The sequence below is a fragment of the Streptomyces sp. NPDC091416 genome, from assembly GCF_044756845.1.
GTDB lineage: Bacteria > Actinomycetota > Actinomycetes > Streptomycetales > Streptomycetaceae > Streptomyces.
Genome location: NZ_JBIVTU010000013.1, coordinates 191,498 through 211,647, shown reverse-complemented (window position 1 = coordinate 211,647; position 20,150 = coordinate 191,498). Strand labels below are relative to the sequence as shown.

The window sequence follows — 20,150 nt, the reverse complement described above, 5'->3', positions numbered from 1 at the left end:
TTCCCACCCGAGGAGTCCCCGTGCAGAAATATCCCGCGAGCCGTGACACAGTCCGTTCGCCCGCGCTGCTCAGCACCCCGGAACTGAACCGCGCGGTCTGGGACCGGGCCGCCGCTCGCCTGCTCGCCAAGATGCTCGGCGAATTCGCCTACGAGGAGGTGGTCCGGCCCGTCCCACGATCCGCCGGCGGCGATACGTACACCCTCGTCCTCGACGACGGCGGCAGCCTGAGCTTCACCGCCCGGCGGGGGGTCTACGGCAGCTGGCGCGTCGCCCCCGACTCGATCCGGGAGGCGGGCAGCGAGGCGACGGAGGCCGACGCCGCCGCCGGGGCGGGCGACGGGGCAGGGGCCGGGGCGCCGGGCCGGGACCGGGTCGCGGGCAGTGTCCCTTTCCGCGATCCGCTGCTGTTCCTCGCCCGCGCCCGCCGGCTCCTCGATCTGGACGGTGCCACCCTCGGCCACCTCGTGCGCGAGCTCACCGCCACGCTCACCGCCGACGCCCGCCTCGATCACGGCGCACTCAGCGCCGCCGAGCTGGCCGACCTCGGCTACGCCGAGCTCGAAGGCCACCAGACGGGCCACCCCTGGATCGTCGCCAACAAGGGGCGGCTCGGCTTCTCCGCCACGGACGCGGCCCGCTTCACCCCCGAGGCCCGCACCCCGGTCACCCTGCCCTGGGTCGCGGTCTCCTCCCGGATCGCCGCCTACCGCGGTGTGGGCGAACTCGCCGACCCCGGGCGGCTCTACGCGCAGGAGCTGGACCCCGCCGTCCGCGAGTCCTTCTCCGCAGTCCTGCGCGGCCGCGGTCTCGACCCGGACGGCTACCACTGTCTGCCCGTCCACCCCTGGCAGTGGGACGAGTGGATCGTGCCCCTGTTCGCCCCCGCCATCGCCGCCGGTGACATCGTCCCGCTGCACGCCGACCCGGACCTGCGGCTGCCGCAGCAGTCGATCCGCACCTTCGCCAACCTGGACCGGCCCGACCGGCACACGGTCAAGCTCCCGCTGTCCATCCTCAACACCCTCGTCTGGCGCGGCCTGCCGACCGAACGCACCCTCGCCGCGCCCGCCGTCACCGGCTGGGTGCAGGGGCTGCGCGACCACGACCCGTTCCTCCGCGACACCTGCGGTGTCATCCTCCTCGGCGAGGTCGCCTCGGTCACCGTCGAGCATCCGCTCTACGACCACCTCCCCGAGACTCCGTACCAGTTCAAGGAGATCCTCGGTGCGATCTGGCGCGAACCGCTCCTGCCGCGCCTCGCGCCCGGCGAGCGGGCCCGCACCCTCGCCTCGCTCCTCCACACCGACCCGCGGGGCCGCGCCTTCACCGCCGAGCTGGTCGCCCGCTCCGGTCTGACCCCCACCGCCTGGCTGACCCGGCTCTTCGCCGCGCTGCTTCCGCCCCTGCTGCACTTCCTGTACCGCTACGGCACCGTCTTCTCCCCGCACGGCGAGAACGCCATCGTCGTCTTCGACGACCAGGACGTCCCGGTGCGCCTGGCGATCAAGGACTTCGTCGACGACGTGAACGTCAGCGCCCGGCCGCTGCCCGAGCACGACACGATGCCGCCCGACGTGCGCCGCGTCCTGCTCACCGAGGAACCCGCCTTCCTCACCCAGTTCATCCACTCCGGCCTCTTCACCGGCGTCTTCCGCTTCCTGTCCCCGCTCTGCGAGGAACAGCTCGGGGTTCCGGAGAGCGTGTTCTGGTCACTCGTCCGGGCGGAGATCCTGCGCCACCAGGCCCGCTTCCCCGAGCTGAAGGAGAGGTTCGAGATGTTCGACATGCTGACGCCACGCATCGAACGCCTCTGTCTGAACCGCAACCGCCTGCACCTGGACGGCTACCGCGACCGGCCCGAGCGCCCGCACGCGGCGGTCCACGGCACGGTCCCCAACCCGCTGCATCCCTCCGCGTGAGTCCGGGAGTGACCGTCGTTGTCAGCGGCGCCCCGTAGGCTGGCCGGGCTATGACGAAGCCATCTCTCCCCGAGCTCCTGCACGCCGCCGTGACCGCCGTCGGCGGTACGGAGCGACCCGGCCAGGCCGCCATGGCCGGTGCCGTCGCCGAGGCCGTGGACGACCAATCCCACCTGCTCGTCCAGGCGGGCACCGGCACGGGCAAGTCGCTCGGCTATCTGGTGCCCGCCCTGGCGCACGGCGAGCGCGTCGTGGTGGCCACGGCCACGCTGGCCCTGCAGCGCCAGCTCGTGGAGCGCGACCTTCCGCGTACGGTCGACGCCCTGCATCCGCTGCTGCGCCGCCGCCCGCAGTTCGCCATGCTCAAGGGCCGGTCGAACTACCTCTGCCTGCACCGCCTCCACGAGGGCGTGCCGCAGGAGGAGGAAGAAGGGCTCTTCGACCAGTTCGAGGCGGCCGCGCCGTCGAGCAAGCTCGGCCAGGACCTGCTGCGCATGCGGGACTGGGCGGACGAGACGGAGACGGGCGACCGGGACGACCTCACCCCCGGCGTCTCGGACCGGGCCTGGGCGCAGATCTCCGTCTCCTCCCGGGAGTGCCTGGGCGCCACCAAGTGTGCGTACGGGGCCGAGTGCTTCGCGGAGCAGGCTCGCGAGCGCGCCAAGCTCGCCGACGTGGTGGTGACGAACCACGCGCTTCTGGCCATCGACGCCATCGAGGGCGCGCCGGTGCTTCCGAGCCACGAGGTACTGATCGTCGACGAGGCCCATGAGCTGGTCTCCCGGGTCACCGGAGTGGCCACCGGCGAGCTCACGCCCGGCCAGGTCAACCGCGCGGTGCGCCGGGCGGCGAAGCTGGTCAACGAGAAGGCCGCCGACGCGCTGCAGACGGCTTCGGAGGGGTTCGAGCGGGTCATGGAGCTGGCCCTGCCCGGCCGGCTGGAGGAAGTGCCCGAGGACCTCGGATACGCGCTGATGGCGCTGCGGGACGCCGCTCGCACGGTGATCACCGCGCTCGGCTCCACCCGCGACAAGTCCGTCGCGGACGAGGACGCGGTCCGCAAGCAGGCGCTCGCCTCGGTGGAGACCATCCATGGCGTGGCCGAGCGCATCACGCAGGGCTCCGAGTACGACGTCGTCTGGTTCGAGCGTCACGACCGCTTCGGCGCGTCCGTGCGGGTCGCCCCGCTCTCCGTCTCCGGTCTGCTGCGCGAGAAGCTCTTCGCCGACCGCTCCGTGGTCCTCACCTCGGCGACCCTCAAGCTCGGCGGGGACTTCAACGGCGTGGGCGCGTCCCTCGGGCTCTCCCCGGAGGGCACCGCGGGCGACGACATCCCGCAGTGGAAGGGCCTCGACGTCGGCTCGCCCTTCGACTACCCGAAGCAGGGGATCCTGTACGTCGCCCGGCATCTGGCGACCCCCGGCCGGGAGGGATCCCGCACCGACATGCTGGATGAACTCGCCGAGCTGGTGGAAGCCGCGGGCGGGCGCACGCTCGGGCTGTTCTCCTCGATGCGGGCGGCCCAGGCCGCCGCCGAGGAGCTGCGGGGCCGACTGGAGAAGCCGATCCTGCTCCAGGGCGAGGAGACCCTGGGGGAGCTGATCAAGAACTTCGCGGCCGACCCCGAGACCTGTCTCTTCGGCACGCTCTCGCTCTGGCAGGGTGTCGACGTCCCCGGTGCGAGCTGTCAGCTGGTGGTCATGGACCGGATCCCGTTCCCCCGGCCGGACGATCCGCTGATGAGCGCGCGACAGAAGGCCGTCGAGGAGGCCGGGGGCAACGGCTTCATGGCCGTGGCCGCCACGCACGCGGCGTTGCTGATGGCCCAGGGTGCCGGCCGGCTGGTCCGGGCCACCGGGGACAAGGGCGTCGTCGCCGTGCTCGACCCGCGCCTGGCCAATGCCAGGTACGGCAGCTATCTGCGCGCCTCGCTCCCCGACTTCTGGTACACGACCGACCCGAACCAGGCACGCCGCTCGCTCGCCGCGATCGACGCGGCGGCCAAGGCCGAGGCGAAGTAGCCCACGCAGCGCCGGGGGACATGGCCAGGGCCCCTGGGATCCGTACAGCGGATACCAGGGGCCCTCACGGGTGGCGGCGGGGCTTCACACCCGCCGCAGCACCGCCACGACCTTGCCGAGGATCGTCGCCTCGTCGCCGGGAATCGGCTGGTACGCGGAGTTGTGCGGGAGCAGCCACACATGGCCGTCCTCGCGCTTGAAGCGCTTGACCGTGGCCTCGCCGTCCAGCATGGCGGCCACGATGTCGCCGTTCTCCGCCACGGGCTGGCGTCGTACGGTGACCCAGTCCCCGTCGCAGATCGCCGCTTCGATCATCGAGTCACCGACGACCTTCAGCACGAAGAGCTCTCCGTCCCCGACGAGCTGGCGGGGGAGAGGGAACACGTCCTCCACCGACTCCTCGGCGAGGATGGGCCCGCCGGCCGCGATCCGGCCGACCAGCGGCACGTACGACGCGGCGGGCTTCCCGGTGGTGTCCGTGGGCTGTGTGCTCGGCTGGTCGGAGCCGCGCACCTCGTACGCCCGCGGGCGGTGGGGGTCGCGGCGCAGGAAGCCCTTGCGCTCCAGAGCCATCAGCTGATGTGCGACGGAGGACGTGCTGGAAAGGCCCACCGCCTGACCGATCTCCCGCATCGACGGGGGGTAACCCCGCCGCTGCACGGAGTCCCGGATGACTTCGATCACTCGCCGCTGCCGGTCCGTGAGCCCCGAGCTGTCTGCCCGGATTCCGGGAGGTCGTCCGGGCAGCGAGCGCGCTGGACGCGTGGGCTCCGGCCCCTCCGTGTTCGTGACTGAGTCATTCATGGCATGCACCGGCTCGAGTCGGCTCTGGGAGCGGTCCTGGGCAGTGATGATGGCACTGTCTGCGGTGGTGGTCACGTCGGCCCCTCTCGAATGGTCTCCCTAGCTGGACAACGGTAGTAGCTTTCGAAAGGTTGCGCCAAACACACGTTCGAGTGAAAAACGAAAAAAAGTCTGCCGAGTGTTCAGTTCCGGGTGTATGAGCGAAGCCGGGAGAGGTGCTGCGCTGCAGGGAGGGACGGTCTCCCGTCCTTGTGCCGGGCGGGAAACCGCGGTCGCGGACGTTCCGGCAATTCGGACACGACGTTACCCTCCGTGCTCGCGGCGGCGGCGCGCGGGGTCGCGGTCCGGGTCTCCCGCGGCGGGCGCGGGCGTGTCCGGACCCTCGCCCGCACGGCGCGGGACGGGTCGCCCCGCACTCGGTCGTGCCGCGCGCTTCCCGTACCCTCGTGGTCGGTCGTACGCTGCCTTCCGGCCATGTCGGACGCACGACACGCGCCAGGGCCAAATGCGCGACCAAACCCAAGATCTAGTGGTTGGATTGCTGCAGCCACCCAGAGGTTGTGGTCCCCGTCCGTCGGGGGTGTGGTCATCGCCTATGCTTGAGACCGCTTCGAGGGCCCCTCACCGGGCCTGAAGAGGCTATTCAGTCGTGCTGTGAAGGAGGGTTGGGAGCCATGCACTGCCCCTTCTGCAGGCACCCCGACAGCCGGGTCGTCGACAGTCGCACCACCGACGACGGGACCTCGATCCGCAGGCGTCGCCAGTGCCCCGACTGCTCCCGCCGTTTCACGACGGTGGAGACGTGCTCGCTCATGGTGGTCAAGCGCAGCGGTGTCACCGAGCCCTTCAGCCGCACCAAGGTCATCTCCGGCGTGCGCAAGGCGTGCCAGGGGCGGCCGGTCACCGAGGACGCCCTCGCCAAGCTCGGCCAGCGGGTCGAGGAGGCGGTGCGCGCCACCGGCAGCGCCGAGCTGACCACTCACGACGTGGGTCTGGCCATTCTCGGCCCCCTGCAGGAACTCGACCTCGTCGCGTACCTGCGGTTCGCGTCCGTCTACCGGGCGTTCGACAGCCTCGAAGACTTCGAGGCCGCCATCGTGGAACTCCGCGAGCGGCGGCCTCCCGTACAAGGATGCGGGAGCGGCGAGACCATCGAGGTCCCCGCACCCGCCGTCGCCGCCGACTGAGCGGCACCCGCCGGCGCCGCTGATCCGAGGATCGGCTGCGGCCCGGCACCTGGACCTGTTCCGGGCGGCGCACGAGGAGCGCGGCGTCCGAAGCATCAGACACACACTGTGCCCGGGGAAGTTCTCGGCACTTCAGGGCGTTTTTGCCCACATATGGGAGGCGGCATGACAGAGACGGCGAGCGGCCCGGCACGAGGTTCCCGCACCAAGGGAGCCAAGTCGACTGCGACCAAGCAGGGCCTGCGTATCGAGCGCATCCACACCACTCCCGGCGTGCATCCGTACGACGAGGTGGCGTGGGAGCGCCGTGACGTCGTCATGACCAACTGGCGCGACGGCTCGATCAACTTCGAGCAGCGTGGCGTCGAGTTCCCCGACTTCTGGTCGGTGAACGCGGTCAACATCGTCACCAGCAAGTACTTCCGCGGAGCTGTCGGCACCCCTCAGCGCGAGACCGGTCTGCGGCAGCTGATCGACCGGATCGTGAAGACGTACCGGAAGGCCGGCGAGGACTACAACTACTTCGCCTCTCCCGCGGACGCCGAGATCTTCGAGCACGAGCTGGCGTACGCCCTCCTGCACCAGATCTTCAGCTTCAACTCGCCGGTCTGGTTCAACGTCGGCACGCCCCAGCCGCAGCAGGTCTCCGCCTGCTTCATCCTGGCCGTCGACGACTCCATGGAGTCGATCCTCGACTGGTACAAGGAAGAGGGAATGATCTTCAAGGGCGGCTCCGGCGCCGGCCTGAACCTCTCCCGTATCCGCTCCTCCAAGGAGCTCCTCTCCTCGGGCGGCAACGCCTCCGGCCCGGTCTCCTTCATGCGGGGCGCAGACGCGTCCGCCGGAACGATCAAGTCCGGTGGCGCCACCCGTCGTGCGGCCAAGATGGTCATTCTCGACGTCGACCACCCCGACATCGAGAACTTCATCGAGACCAAGGTGAAGGAGGAGGAGAAGATCCGCGCCCTGCGTGACGCGGGCTTCGACATGGACCTGGGCGGCGACGACATCACGTCCGTCCAGTACCAGAACGCCAACAACTCGGTCCGCGTGAACGACGAGTTCATGAAGGCCGTCGAGTCCGGCGGCAAGTTCGGGCTGCGCGCCCGGATGACCGGGGACGTCATCGAAGAGGTCGAGGCCAAGTCCCTCTTCCGCAAGATGGCCGAGGCCGCCTGGGCCTGCGCCGACCCGGGCATCCAGTACGACGACACCATCAACGCCTGGCACACCTGCCCGGAGTCCGGCCGGATCAACGGCTCGAACCCGTGCAGCGAGTACATGCACCTGGACAACACCTCGTGCAACCTCGCCTCGCTGAACCTGATGAAGTTCCTCAAGGACGACGGCCTGGGCCGCCAGTCCTTCGAGTCCGAGCGCTTCGCCAAGGTCGTCGAGCTGGTCATCACCGCGATGGACATCTCCATCTGCTTCGCGGACTTCCCCACCGAGAAGATCGGTGAGAACACCCGCGCCTTCCGCCAGCTGGGCATCGGCTACGCCAACCTCGGCGCGCTGCTGATGGCGACCGGCCACGCGTACGACAGCGACGGCGGCCGCGCGCTCGCCGGCGCCATCACCTCGCTGATGACCGGCACCTCGTACAAGCGCTCCGCGGAACTGGCCGCGGTCGTCGGCCCGTACGACGGCTACGCCCGCAACGCCGAGCCGCACCAGCGCGTCATGAAGCAGCACGCCGACGCCAACGCCGTGGCCGTGCACGCCGACGATCTCGACAACCCGATCTGGGCCGCCGCGACGGAGGCCTGGCAGGACGTCATCCGGCTCGGCGCCAAGAACGGTTTCCGTAACGCGCAGGCGTCGGTCATCGCTCCCACCGGCACCATCGGTCTCGCGATGTCCTGCGACACCACCGGTCTCGAGCCCGACCTCGCCCTGGTCAAGTTCAAGAAGCTGGTCGGCGGCGGCTCGATGCAGATCGTCAACGGCACCGTGCCGCAGGCCCTGCGCCGCCTGGGTTACCAGGAGGAGCAGATCGAGGCGGTCGTCGCCCACATCGCCGAGCACGGCAACGTGATCGACGCCCCCGGCCTGAAGACCGAGCACTACGAGGTCTTCGACTGCGCGATGGGCGAGCGTTCCATCTCCGCGATGGGCCACGTCCGGATGATGGCGGCCATCCAGCCGTGGATCTCCGGCGCGCTCTCCAAGACGGTGAACCTGCCGGAGACGGCCACCGTCGAGGACGTCGAAGAGGTCTACTTCGAGGCGTGGAAGCTGGGCGTCAAGGCGCTCGCGATCTACCGCGACAACTGCAAGGTCGGCCAGCCCCTCTCCGCGAAGACCAAGGAGAAGGAGAAGGAGGCGGTCACCGCCAAGGCCGAGGACACCATCCGTACCGCGGTCGAGAAGGTCGTCGAGTACCGCCCGGTCCGCAAGCGTCTGCCCAAGGGCCGTCCCGGCATCACCACCTCCTTCACGGTGGGTGGCGCCGAGGGTTACATGACCGCCAACTCCTACCCGGACGACGGTCTGGGCGAGGTCTTCCTGAAGATGTCCAAGCAGGGTTCGACCCTCGCGGGCATGATGGACGCCTTCTCCATCGCCGTCTCGGTCGGTCTGCAGTACGGCGTTCCGCTGGAGACGTACGTCTCGAAGTTCACCAACATGCGCTTCGAGCCGGCCGGCATGACGGACGACCCGGACGTGCGGATGGCGCAGTCGATCGTCGACTACATCTTCCGTCGCCTGGCGCTGGACTTCCTGCCGTTCGAGACCCGCTCGGCCCTCGGCATCCACTCCGCCGAGGAGCGTCAGCGTCACCTGGACACCGGCTCCTACGAGCCGTCGTTCGAGGAGGAGCAGCTGGAGGCCGAGAACCTGGTCCAGGCCGCTCCGGCCGAGCGGCCGGAGCCGCTGAAGGTGGTCACCACCGTCGAGGAGGCCGGCACGCCGGCCCCGAAGACGGCGCACACCTCGGCGGAGCTCGTCGAGATGCAGCTCGGCATCAGCGCCGACGCCCCGCTCTGCTTCTCGTGCGGTACGAAGATGCAGCGCGCCGGTTCCTGCTACATCTGCGAGGGCTGCGGCTCGACCAGCGGCTGCAGCTGACCGAACCGGATGCCCCGGAAGGGGCCGCCGCTTCACCGAAAGGGGCGGGCAGGACTCCGATCGCGGAGTTCCTGCCCGCCCCTTCGCTGTGCCCCGGCCCGAACCGCTGGGTCAGGTCCCGGACGGACGGGTTCCCATGGCGGCGGCGAACGAGTCGGCGTCCCCGTCGAATCCCCGTACCGTGTCGTGGAACAGCCAGACCCCCGAGGAGTCCCGCACGAACTCGCCGACGACGGCCGCCGTGGCCGTGGGCACCGTCGAGAAGTCGTCCTCGGCGAGGCTGGTGTACCCCTCACGGATCTGCACGCCGGTGTTCTCTATGGCCCCGAACGTCTTGTGGCCGTCGCGCTGCTGTATGGCGACGCCGACGACGACCCGGGAGTACGCCTCCGAGAGCCGGTCCAGCTCCAGCGTCATGACCTCGTCGAACCCCAGGCCCTGACCGGTCCTGCTGTCACGGTTGAGCGTGATGGTGCCGTCGGGCGCGCGGCTGTCGAAGTGCACGAGGTACGCGGGGTCGCCGTACGGCTCCTCGGCCGGATAGGTCGCCGCGATGATGTCGAGATCGTTGGCGGGCTCGCCGTGCGGGCTGGGATCCCACTTGACTCTGACCTCGACCTTCTCGATGTCCTTGTTGGGAGTGCTCATCCGACTTCGCTCCTTCACGCGGGGCCGTCGCTGGGGGCCGTCGCTCCGGTTCTATCACCCGATCATGTCCGCAACGGCCCCCGGAACCAACCGGCTTGGGGGTGAGGGGTGCAATCGGGCCATGGTGGGGCCACGGGTCTCAGTGCGGGATCCGCCGTGGTGGACGGGTGCGCACCTCGTCGCGGAAGGCCTCGATCGCGCTGCTGACCTGACGTATGAGGTGGGTGTGCTCGATGCGGTCGAGATAGAGGCAGTTGCGGGCCACTCCCTCCAGCTCGAAGGCGAAGTACAGCGACATCAGAGGATTGATGAAGAGCTCGCTGTTGCTGGTGCGTGAGGTGAACCGGACATCTCCGAACTCTCCCCTGACCGCCGCGGCGATGGATCCGTTGACGATGCTCGGATGATCGGGTGTGTGTTCCTGGGCGTGGGCGACCGCGTCGACGAACAGCGCGCCCTCGCGGGTCGTGCGGGGCACGGAGAACGCGCCCAGATACGCGCCGTCACGGTCGAGTGCGGCGATGTTCTCCAGGACGAGACCGTGGCTCACGCCGTGGTAGGCGTCGACGCCGAACCCGATGGAGACGACCAGCCGGTCCGGCCCCTCGACAGCGGCGAGCGCCGCGACGCTGGTCAGGTCCTCCTCCGGAGTGCCCAGGCCGGATTCGTCGCCCCGCATCAGGATGTCCGTACCGCCGTCGACGAGAACGACGGCGTCGATGTCGTACCGCTCGATCAGCGCGCGGTAGGCGTCGCGCAGCGGCTGGACGCCCGTACGGGACAGGGCGTGGACGCGGCCCGGGTAGCCGTGCAGGGTGAGCCACTGCGCGAGGGTCCGTTCCGGGAAGTACGCCTGGTGGAGGGAGGTTTCGGGGGTGATGACGGCGAGGTCGGGGGCGAGCCAGGAGTCGAGGGGGAGGCCTTCGAGGGCGCTGAAGGACAGATTGGCGAACTGCACCTGCTTGTTCCGGTGGATCAGGGAGAGCGCGAGGGGAAGACCGGCGTAGATGTCGAAGCCGCCGCCCGCGCCGGCGACGAGGATCCGCTCCGCCCCATCGAGGCGGTCGAACAGCGGGTTGGTGTGCAGCGAGGTCATGGAGATCATTGTGTGATCACCGGTGACCGGTTCTGATGTACTCCGTCGGAGCGTGACCCACGCCACGTCCATCACCCGTACGATGATGCGGTGCTGGTCAAGTGGATTCGCTGCAGTGTGGGAGACCGTCGCGGTTTCGAGCGGGGGCAGCGGAAGTGGGCGGGGCTGCTGGGTGAGCCGGGGTTCAGGGGGCAGGGCGGCGGCTGGAGCCGCAGCCGGCCGGAGGTGGCCCATGTCTTCGCGTTCTGGGAGAACAGGGTGTTCTACGACTCGTTCATGGCGCGCGGGCACGACGCACTGGCCGCGGCCCAGGTCGGTACGTGCAACGACATCCAGGTCAAACTGTTCGAGTACCGCTTCGACGTGAAGACCGGCTTCGAGCCGCACTTCACGGACGCGGACGTGGTCAGGGTGGCGCACAGCAGGGTGCACGAGGACCGTGTCGAGCACTTCGCGCTGATGCAGCAGCGGGTGTGGAATCCGGCGATGGCCGGATCGCCCGGGATGCTGCGCGGAGTGTTCGGGGAGGCGCCCGGGCACGAGTTCCTGACCCTGTCGATGTGGCAGTCGAGCGCGGAGCGTGGCAAGTACCGGCCGTCGAGTGCCGAACGGCTCTCGCAACGGGCACAGACCGAGGACGACGTCATCTCGCTCGCCGGTGATGTCGTGCAGCTCGAAACGGCATGGACCGTGTGACCGGCCGAGGCATGGACCGTGCGACCGGCCGGCGTGGACCGTGCGACCGGCCGAGGCGGCCTGCGGCCACGGGTTCGTGCGCGACATGCACCGTCGAGTTCCGGACAATTGCTCGAACGGCCGCGACTCGATCTAGGGTCGGTACATGGCAAGACCGCAACGCATTGTCCTCGTCAGGCACGGTGAGTCCGAAGGCAACGCCGACGACACCGTGTACGAGCGCGAGCCCGATCACGCGCTGAGGCTTACCCCGACCGGACTGCGGCAGTCCCACGAGACCGGGGTGCGGCTGCGCGAGCTCTTCGGCGGGGAGCGGGTCAGCGTGTACGTCTCGCCCTATCGCCGGACGCACGAGACGTTCAGGTCCCTGGAGCTGGATCCGGAGCGCGTCCGGGTGCGCGAGGAGCCCCGGCTGCGTGAGCAGGACTGGGGGAACTGGCAGGACCGGGACGACGTGCGCCTCCAGAAGGCGTACCGGGACGCCTACGGGCACTTCTTCTACCGCTTCGCGCAGGGCGAATCGGGCGCGGACGTGTACGACCGGGTCGGTTCCTTCCTGGAAAGCCTTTACCGGAGCTTCGAGGACCCCGACCACCCCCCGAACGTCCTGCTGGTCACGCACGGACTGACCATGCGGCTGTTCTGCATGCGCTGGTTCCACTGGTCCGTGGCCGAATTCGAATCGCTGTCCAATCCCGACAACGGGGAATCCCGGACGCTGGTCCTCGGCAGGGACGGCCGCTACACGCTGGACAGGCCGTTCGAGCGCTGGCGCACTCCTGAGCCGTACGGCATCACCGGATAGAGTGGAAGCGATGACCGAATCCGCTTCCGACCAGCGCTTCGAACGCGCCCTTGCCAGCCTGCGTGGCCTCTCCGTGGGGGACGCGCTGGGCTCCCAGTTCTTCGTGCCCGCCAACTATCCGCTCCTCAAGGACCGCGCCCTGCCCCCCGGGCCCTGGCAGTGGACCGACGACACCGAGATGGCCGCCTCGGTGCTGGCCGTGCTGCGGAAGCACGGCCGTATCGACCAGGACGCACTCGCCCGCTCCTTCGCGGTGCACCACGACTTCGACCGGGGGTACGGCCCCGCGGTGAACCGCCTGCTCAGGCTGGTCCGGGAAGGCGGGGACTGGCGCGAGCTGGCCTCCGCGCTCTTCCAGGGCCAGGGGTCGTGGGGCAACGGCTCGTCGATGCGCATCGCACCGCTCGGCGCCTGGTACGCGGACGACCCCGAGCAGGCCACGCACCAGGCCGAGATCTCCTCGTACACCACGCACCAGCACCGGGAAGCCGTCGTCGGCGCCATGGCGGTCGCGGCGGCCGCCTCGCTCGCCGCCGCGCCCACCGGCCCGCCGACGCCGGCGGATCTCCTGGACGGCGTGATCGCGCTCGTGCCGCGCAGCGCGGTCGGCGCCGGGCTGCGCAGGGCCCGCGACATGCTGGACTACAAGGACGCGGGCACGGTCGCCGCGGTCCTCGGCAATGGACGCCGTACGAGCGCGCACGACACGGTTCCCTTCGCCCTCTGGTCCGCGGCACGCAGTCTCGGAGATTTCGAGCAGGCCTTCTGGGTGACCGCCCAGGCCGGCGGAGACGTCGACACGACGTGCGCGATCGTCGGCGGAGTGGTCGCGTCGGGCGCGGCGGGTGCCCCGCCGGCGGAGTGGACGGCGCAGACGGAGGAGCTGCCCGACTGGATGCCGCGGTAGGCGGCCTCGCGTGCCTGGAGAGATGCCGCGGTGGGCGGCCTTTCGTGCCTGGCGGGGTGACGCGGTGGGCGGGCCTTTCGTGCCAGGCGGGATGACGCGTGGGGTGCGTTCCGGGCGGGGCCGGGTGGTGTAAGCGGCTTGCCGGGTTCGGCGGGGTGAGATGCGGGCTGCGTTCCGGCCGTGGCCGGGTGTTGCAGGCCGGTTTCCGAGCTCGGCCGGGTGACGGGTAGGCCGGGCCGCCTTTCACGGCCTGCCGGGTGTCGCGGCGCGCCACATGCCCACCGGGTGCCGCAGCGTCACACGCCTACCGGGTGTCGCGGCGTGCCGTCTTGCGCGTCCGACTGTCACGGAACTGCCACAGCGTTGCCCCGTACGGCTGACAGCCGTCACGGGGGGTTACTCTTTCGGCCACGCCGCCCGCGGTGATCATCACGACGGGTGCGCACCGAATGAGACGCCGGGGGGCCGCGCTGCCCAGGGCTCGCGCGAGCGGATCCCGGTGGGGAGGGGTCCCGTGTCAGATCACACGCCAGAATCACCCCGGCCGGAGCCTGCGCCCCGGACACCGGAGGCAGCGGAGGCGGAGCCGATACCTGCCGAGGCTCCGGCATCCGGGGAGGCCGGTCCGGCGGGGACGCCGGCCGAGCCGGCCGCTTCGTCCCGGCCCGAGAACGCCACCGGGGCGGTGTCGGGAGGTACGGCACGTGGGCCCGCCACAGCACCGCAGCCGCCTCATCACGCGCAGCAGCCCGAGGTCCCCGCGGTCCCGCAGCCGCGCGACATCGGGCCGCAGCCTCCGAAGGTCCCGGCCTACGCGCAGCACCCGCGGCCGCCGCAGCCCAACCCGTGGGGGCATCCCCGGCCGAAGCCCTCGGAGCTTTCGAAGCTCCGCCCGGTCAAGCCGGGAGCCGTACCGGGCGCCACGCTCTGGGCCGTGCTCGCCACCGGACTGCTCAGCGCCCTGCTGCTCGGCGAGGGCATCGGCCTGAACCTGCTCGTCGTGGCGGTCCCCGCAGCGCTCGCGGCGTACTTCGCCGCCCGCGCGGCTGCCCGCCGGCTGCGCCCCTGGACTGCCGTATGGGCGATCGGCGGGCTGGCCCTGCTCGTCGTTCCGGCGCTCCGCGACGCCGGCTGGCCGAGCTTCCTCGCCCTCGTGTCCGCGTTCGCGCTCGGGTCGCTCGCGCTGCACGGCAGCCGGAGCTGGCTCGGGATGTTCCTCGGTTCGCTGGGGCTGCTCACGTCCGTCGCCGAGTCGCTGGGCTGGGGCGCCCGCGGTGTCCGCGACCGGATGGCGGGCTCCCGGGGGCGCTGGGGCGTGGTCTTCCGGTCCACGGTCGTGGCGGTCGTCCTGCTGATCGTGTTCGGGGCGCTCTTCGCCAGCGCCGACGCGGCGTTCGCCGATGTACTCGGCAGCCTGATGCCCGATGTGTCCATCGGTGACAGTCCGTGGCGGTTCTTCCTCGGCCTGCTCGGCCTCGTCGGCGCGCTCGCGGCCGCGTACACCGCGGCCGCACCCGTGCGCTGGGACGGTCTGACGGTGCGCCCGGGCAAGGCGCGCGGGCGGCTGGAGTGGGCCCTGCCGCTCGTCGTTCTGAACCTGCTCTTCGCCGCCTTCCTCGCCATCCAGCTCACCGTGCTGCTCGGCGGGTACGACAAGGTGATGGCCGAGACCGATCTCAGCTACTCCCAGTACGCACGCGAAGGCTTCTGGCAGCTGCTCTGGGCCACGCTCCTCACCCTGCTGGTCATCGCGCTCGCGCTGCGCTGGGCGCCGCGCGGCGGAGCACGCGACCGTACGCTCGTACGCGCAGTGCTCGGCACGCTGTGCCTGCTCACGCTCGTCGTGGTCGCCTCCGCGCTGCGACGCATGGACCTCTACGTCGACGCCTACGGCCTGACCAGGCTGCGGATCTCCGTGGCGGCGGTCGAGCTGTGGCTCGGTGTGGTCCTCGTGCTGATCATGGCGGCCGGGGCCTTCGGCGCGAAGATGCTGCCGCGCGCCGTCGCGGCGAGCGCGGCCGTAGGCGTCCTGGCGTTCGGGCTCATCTCTCCCGACGGCCTGATCGCGGAGCAGAACGTCGCGCGCTACGACCGCCATCACTCGATCGACATCGAGTACCTCCGCGGTCTCTCGGCCGATGCCGTGCCGGCGCTCGACACCCTCCCGGAGCCCCTGCGCTCCTGCGCGCTGGAGAAGATCCAGCGGTCGCTGCGCAGTTCGGACGAACCCTGGTACGCCACGAGCTGGGGCGAGGCGAGGGCCCGGGACATCCTCGGGGACTGGGATCCCGGATACCGCACGGGGGAGTGCAGCGGTCTCGGCTCGGGGGACAACGGGAGCGAACGCGGCGACGGGGACGACCCGTACGACCCCTACGACCCGTACTGATCGCCGTAGCGCAACGCACCGGAAGCGGGCCGCCGTCCCTCGGGGCGGTCCGTCTCCGGTGGTCCGTACGGCTTCCGACGATGCCGTTCCCGGTCGCGCCGGACCTCGTCCGTACATCCGAGCCTGCCGGACCTCGTCCGTACATCCGAGCCTGCCCGGGCGGCCGTCCGCACACCTGAGCCTGCCCGGGCGGCCGTTCGTACATCTGAGCCTGCCCGGGCGGCCGTCTGCACACCTGAGCCTCTGCCGGCCGGGACAGCCCTCAGGCCGCCGGTCCTCCTGCCGCCGCCTTTCCGCTCAGCGCCTCCAGATCGCTCTTCCGCACCCGGATCACCACCAGTGCGGTCAGCAGGGCGAGTCCTGCCATGGCCACCGCAGCGAGGAACGCGGTCGATATGCCTTGGGAGAGCACCGCGTGACCCCAGCTTCCGGGCAGTTCCCGCGTCTTGGCGAACTCCGCCTTCTGCTCCGGTGACGCCTGCGCCAGGAACTGCGGAACCTGCTTTTCCGCTTCGTTGCGGCTCGCCGTACCGAAGACCGTGACCAGGATGGAGAGCCCCAGCGAACCGCCCACCTGCTGGCTCGCGTTGAGCAGGCTGGAGGCGGCCCCGGCCTCGTGCTGGGCGACGCCGGAGACCGCCGTCAGCGTGAGGGTCACGAAGTTCAGTCCCATGCCGAAGCCGAAGATGAGCATCGGGCCCAGGACGCCGGAGAGGTAGCTGCTGTCAGGAGAGATGAACGTGAGCCAGAGCAGGCCCACGCCGGTGAGCGCCGAGCCCGTGACCATGAACGGTTTGGGCCCGAGCACCGGAAGGAACCGTTGCGAGAGCCCCGCTCCCACGATGATCGCGACGGTCACGGGCAGGAACGCCAGGCCCGACTCGATAGGGCTGTACGCCAGCACGTTCTGCACGAACAGCACGATGAAGAAGAACATGCCGAACATGGCCGCGGCCAGACTGACGTACGTTCCGGAACGGTTGCGGTCGGCGAACATCCGCAGCGGAGTGATCGGTTCCTTCGCGCGCATCTCGATGAGGACGAACGAGGCGAGCAGGATCACCGCGGCGCCGAACGAAGCCAGGGTCAGGGAATCCCGCCAGCCCTCCTCGGAAGCCCGGATGAATCCGTACACGAGCGAGGCCATGCCGAGGGTCGAGGTCAGCGCCCCCGAGATGTCGAAGCGGCCCGGATGCCTTTCGGACTCGTTGATGTACAGCGGCGCCAGGACGGCGATCAGTACGCCGATCGGCACGTTGACGAAGAAGACCCAGCGCCAGTCGAGCCATTCGGTGAGCAGCCCGCCCGCCAGCAGGCCTATCGCCCCGCCTCCTGCGGACACCGCGGCGAAGACGCCGAACGCGCGGTTGCGCTCCGGCCCTTCCGGGAACGTGGTGGTGATCAGGGCCAGTGAGGTCGGTGAGGCGATGGCGCCACCGATGCCCTGGAGCGCACGCGCCGCGAGCAACTGCCAGGGCTCCTGGGCGAATCCGCCCAGCAGCGAGGCCAGCGTGAAGACCAGGATGCCCGCCATGAAGACGCGGCGGCGGCCGAGGATGTCCCCGGCCCGTCCACCGAGCAGCAGCAGACCGCCGAAGGTGAGCGTGTAGGCGCTGAGGACCCAGGAGAGATCGGTGGTCGAGAAGCTGAGCGCATCCTGGATGTGCGGGAGGGCGATGTTGACGATCGTGGAATCGAGCACAACCATCAACTGACAGGCGGCGATGACGGCCAGGGCGATCCCCGGGCGGCCCTGCCTTCGCGCCGCGCCCGGTGCGTTCTGTGCTTCTAACTGAGAGGTTGTCACTATGGGTCCCCCACAAGTGAATTAGTGAACGGATCCGTTCACTGTCGCGTCAACGTTAGTGAGTCCCCTTCAGTGAACGCAAGCGTTCACTGAATCCTTCGTTGGTGTGCCGTGTCCGTATCCACCGTCCCGGCCGGGATCTGCTCAGTTCCGCGCCGATCCGTTGCGACGCCCGCTCTGCCACTGACCGTCCGGTCCCGAGCACCGGCCGGCCGGCGCGGGCGTGCCGACCTGTTCCGATGGAGAGAAACTGATGGCTACTTCGCGATCGGCAGCCGCCGCCCGGCAGCCGGTGGTGTCCCTGAGGCGCCGTGGGCCCGTGCTGGAACGCGCGATCCTCGATGCCGCGCTGGAGCGGCTGGGCACGGTCGGCTGGAGCGGGCTGACGATGGAGGGCGTCGCGGCCTGCGCCCAGACCGGCAAGGCCGCGATCTACCGGCGCTGGTCCTCCAAGGAGGACCTGGTCGCCGAAGCGCTGCGCAGCGCCCTTCCGGCGATCGGTGACGCGCCGGACCACGGGAACATCCGCGAGGATCTCTACCAACTGTGCTGCGAGCTCCGTGACGCCATGCTCTCCAAGTCGGGCTCGGCGCTGCGTGCTGTCCTTCACGAATGTGACGCGGATACGGCGGAACGGTTCCAGTCGGTGATTCTGAGCGGCGTGATCGGGCCGACGACCGCCCTCATCCGAGAAGTCGTGAGCAGGGGGGTCGACCGCGGTGAGGTGCGCGCCGACGCGCTGCGTGGGCTCGCCTTCGACGTGATTCCCGCGATGATGATGTATCGCAGCAAGGTGTGCGGAAGTGAATGGACGGACGGAGACATCGCCGACCTGATCGATCAGGTCGCGGTCCCGTTCTTCAGCGTCGGCCCCCGTTGAACGGCCGCGTTCCGGCCTCGCCGAGCGTCCGTGCCCGGCCTCGTTGAGGCCCTGTTGAGCGGCTGCGTCCCGGCGCCTCGCCGAGCGTCCGTGTGCGGCACCGTTGAGCGTCCGTGCTCGGCCCCTGTTGCGCGGCTGCGTCCCGGCCTCGCTGAGCGTTCGTGCCGAGCCTTGCGTCGGGTGCCCGGGGTGCGGGCCCCGCGGTACCTCTCCGGCCGGGCCTCACGGCGCCTGCTCGGACGAGCGTCGCGGTACCTGTCCGGCCGGGCCTCGCGGCGCCTGCCGGTGAGAGCCGATTCCGTCTCCGTCCGATGGCCGGGCGCCGGACGAAGCCGGTCCATGTGTGGTCCAGGTACGCCCCGGGGTGTTCTCGGCGCCCCCAGCGGCGTACGCTGGCTGGCGCCATGCCGTACGAACCACCCACGCACACCGTCGAGCGCTCACTGCGCGCCACCACCGGTGCCAAGACCGTCGCCGGTGTCGACGAGGTCGGACGCGGAGCGTGGGCGGGACCGGTCACCGTGTGTGCCGCGGTCACCGGCCTCCGTAAGCCTCCTCCCGGACTCACCGACTCCAAGCTGATCAGCCCGAAGCGCCGCGCGGAGCTCGCGCCGCTGCTGGAGCGCTGGGTCACGGCGTACGCCCTCGGCGACGCCACACCTCAGGAGATCGACGAGCTCGGAATGACCGCAGCGCTCCGGCTCGCCGCCGTGCGGGCCCTGGAAGCGCTGCCGGTGCGGCCCGACGCGGTGATCCTGGACGGTAAACACGACTACCTGGGCCTGCCCTGGCAGGTGCGCACGGTCATCAAGGGCGATCAGTCCTGCATCGCGGTTGCCGCGGCCTCGGTGATCGCGAAGGTCCGCAGGGACGCCGTGATGGCCGAACTGGGCGCGGAATCCGATGAGTACGCGGACTTCGCCTTCGAGGCCAACGCCGGCTACCCGTCCCCTGTGCACAGGGCCGCGCTGGAGGAGCGGGGCCCCACGGCCCATCACCGCCTCTCGTGGTCCTACCTCGACGCGCTGCCCAGGTGGCAGCACCTCAAGAAGGTCCGCTTCTCCGCCGAGGCGGCCGCACTGGAAAGCGGGGGCCAGCTCGGCTTCGACTTCTGATCGCGCACATGTACCCACCCGCCGATGCTTCGTGCGCCGGCGTTTGATAGACAACCACCCATGCCTCTCATCCCCGAGGAGCCTCAGATTCACGAGAGCGTCCAGGGTCCCCGCGCCACCACGGCCACAGGCCGTACCGCGTCGACCCCTCGTCCCGTACCCGGTCCGCGTTCCGCGGCCATGCCGCGCCCCGGTCGCCCGGGTCCCGGCCCCGCGAGGCCCGCGCCCCCGGCGCCGCGCCCGCACTCCACCTCCGGCCAGCCCCAGGCGGCCCGTCCGGAGAATCGTTCCGCACCCCAGCTCCAGGTGATCCCCGCCGCGGCCGACGGTGCGCTGGATGCCGCCGACGAGGCGGTGGACCTGCTGCTCGACTCCGGTCGCGCACCCGGCGACATCCTGGTGCTCACCACCGGTGAGCAGCATCCGTGGGCGACGCACGAGCTCTCCTTCGGCGAGGCCGCCTACTGGGCCCAGCAGGAAGCGGGCGAGGACGTGTTCTTCGCCGGTGCCGCGGCGCTGGACCGGTTGAAGCCGCGGCCGGTGGTGATCGTCGCGGTCAACGGTGCCGACGGCGACACCGCCGAACCTGCCCTCACGGCGGCGCAGCATCGTGCCGGAGCCCTGCTGATCGTCTGTGGCGATCCGCAGCGGATCAGTGCCGTGCTCGGTGCGGGTGTCTGACCCGGAGCGGATGCGACGCAGCTCCGGTGCGGGTGTCTGACCCGGAGCGGATGCGACGCAGCTCCGGTGCGGGTGTCTGACCCGGAGCGGATGCGACGCAGCTCCGGTGCGGGTGTCTGA

The 20,150-nt window shown here is 70.3% G+C and carries 15 protein-coding genes; 11 read left to right on the top strand and 4 right to left on the bottom strand.

Annotated features, from left to right (window positions below; genetic code table 11):
- Positions 1 to 20 precede the first annotated feature (20 nt).
- Together ACIQMX_RS32505 and ACIQMX_RS32500 are read left to right on the top strand one after the other, a co-directional pair.
- Positions 21 to 1,922 (top strand): IucA/IucC family protein, encoded by a 1,902-nt coding sequence (locus tag ACIQMX_RS32505; RefSeq protein ID WP_402483510.1) that lies wholly within the window; start codon positions 21 to 23, stop codon positions 1,920 to 1,922.
- A gap of 50 nt (positions 1,923 to 1,972) precedes the next feature.
- Positions 1,973 to 3,943 (top strand): ATP-dependent DNA helicase, encoded by a 1,971-nt coding sequence (locus ACIQMX_RS32500; RefSeq protein ID WP_363075780.1) that lies wholly within the window; start codon positions 1,973 to 1,975, stop codon positions 3,941 to 3,943.
- An 84-nt stretch (positions 3,944 to 4,027) separates the two neighbouring features.
- Here ACIQMX_RS32500 and lexA read toward each other — a convergent pair whose 3' ends face one another.
- Positions 4,028 to 4,822: a transcriptional repressor LexA gene (gene lexA / locus ACIQMX_RS32495; protein WP_363075778.1), complete on the bottom strand. Its 795-nt coding sequence runs from the start codon at positions 4,820 to 4,822 to the stop codon at positions 4,028 to 4,030.
- Between the two features lie 599 nt (positions 4,823 to 5,421).
- Between lexA and nrdR the strand changes: the two genes are divergently transcribed.
- Both nrdR and ACIQMX_RS32485 read left to right on the top strand, forming a co-directional pair.
- Positions 5,422 to 5,934, top strand: a complete 513-nt coding sequence (nrdR, locus tag ACIQMX_RS32490) for a transcriptional regulator NrdR (RefSeq protein WP_363075776.1) — start codon at positions 5,422 to 5,424, stop codon at positions 5,932 to 5,934.
- 165 nt (positions 5,935 to 6,099) lie between these two features.
- Complete coding sequence (locus tag ACIQMX_RS32485; RefSeq protein WP_363075774.1) at positions 6,100 to 9,006, top strand: vitamin B12-dependent ribonucleotide reductase; 2,907 nt, start codon at positions 6,100 to 6,102, stop codon at positions 9,004 to 9,006.
- Positions 9,007 to 9,117: 111 nt separating this feature from the next.
- Here ACIQMX_RS32485 and ACIQMX_RS32480 read toward each other — a convergent pair whose 3' ends face one another.
- Together ACIQMX_RS32480 and ACIQMX_RS32475 are read right to left on the bottom strand one after the other, a co-directional pair.
- On the bottom strand, positions 9,118 to 9,654 hold the full coding sequence (locus tag ACIQMX_RS32480) for a TerD family protein (protein WP_363075772.1): 537 nt from the start codon (positions 9,652 to 9,654) through the stop codon (positions 9,118 to 9,120).
- Between the two features lie 139 nt (positions 9,655 to 9,793).
- Positions 9,794 to 10,750, bottom strand: a complete 957-nt coding sequence (locus ACIQMX_RS32475; protein ID WP_363075770.1) for a DUF1152 domain-containing protein — start codon at positions 10,748 to 10,750, stop codon at positions 9,794 to 9,796.
- 90 nt (positions 10,751 to 10,840) lie between these two features.
- Here ACIQMX_RS32475 and ACIQMX_RS32470 point away from each other — a divergent pair, with 90 nt between their 5' ends.
- The 4 genes from ACIQMX_RS32470 (at position 10,841) to ACIQMX_RS32455 (ending at position 15,547) form a co-directional block, all read left to right on the top strand.
- Complete coding sequence (locus ACIQMX_RS32470) at positions 10,841 to 11,446, top strand: YdbC family protein (protein WP_363075768.1); 606 nt, start codon at positions 10,841 to 10,843, stop codon at positions 11,444 to 11,446.
- Between the two features lie 145 nt (positions 11,447 to 11,591).
- Positions 11,592 to 12,251: a histidine phosphatase family protein gene (locus tag ACIQMX_RS32465; RefSeq protein WP_363075766.1), complete on the top strand. Its 660-nt coding sequence runs from the start codon at positions 11,592 to 11,594 to the stop codon at positions 12,249 to 12,251.
- Positions 12,252 to 12,261: 10 nt separating this feature from the next.
- Positions 12,262 to 13,158, top strand: a complete 897-nt coding sequence (locus ACIQMX_RS32460; RefSeq protein ID WP_363075764.1) for an ADP-ribosylglycohydrolase family protein — start codon at positions 12,262 to 12,264, stop codon at positions 13,156 to 13,158.
- A 514-nt stretch (positions 13,159 to 13,672) separates the two neighbouring features.
- Complete coding sequence (locus ACIQMX_RS32455; RefSeq protein WP_402483501.1) at positions 13,673 to 15,547, top strand: DUF4153 domain-containing protein; 1,875 nt, start codon at positions 13,673 to 13,675, stop codon at positions 15,545 to 15,547.
- A 262-nt stretch (positions 15,548 to 15,809) separates the two neighbouring features.
- On the opposite strand, the gene ACIQMX_RS32450 is transcribed toward ACIQMX_RS32455, so the two are convergent.
- On the bottom strand, positions 15,810 to 17,354 hold the full coding sequence (locus tag ACIQMX_RS32450; protein WP_402483498.1) for an MFS transporter: 1,545 nt from the start codon (positions 17,352 to 17,354) through the stop codon (positions 15,810 to 15,812).
- A gap of 253 nt (positions 17,355 to 17,607) precedes the next feature.
- Here ACIQMX_RS32450 and ACIQMX_RS32445 point away from each other — a divergent pair, with 253 nt between their 5' ends.
- The 3 genes from ACIQMX_RS32445 to ACIQMX_RS32435 all read left to right on the top strand — a co-directional run bounded on the left by ACIQMX_RS32445 (position 17,608) and on the right by ACIQMX_RS32435 (position 20,030).
- A complete protein-coding gene (locus ACIQMX_RS32445) occupies positions 17,608 to 18,234 on the top strand; it encodes a TetR/AcrR family transcriptional regulator (RefSeq protein ID WP_402483495.1) in 627 nt (208 codons plus the stop codon).
- 404 nt (positions 18,235 to 18,638) lie between these two features.
- On the top strand, positions 18,639 to 19,349 hold the full coding sequence (locus ACIQMX_RS32440; RefSeq protein WP_363075756.1) for a ribonuclease HII: 711 nt from the start codon (positions 18,639 to 18,641) through the stop codon (positions 19,347 to 19,349).
- Between the two features lie 60 nt (positions 19,350 to 19,409).
- Positions 19,410 to 20,030, top strand: coding sequence for a hypothetical protein (locus ACIQMX_RS32435; RefSeq protein ID WP_363075754.1), 621 nt, complete (start codon positions 19,410 to 19,412; stop codon positions 20,028 to 20,030).
- Positions 20,031 to 20,150: the final 120 nt, after the last annotated feature.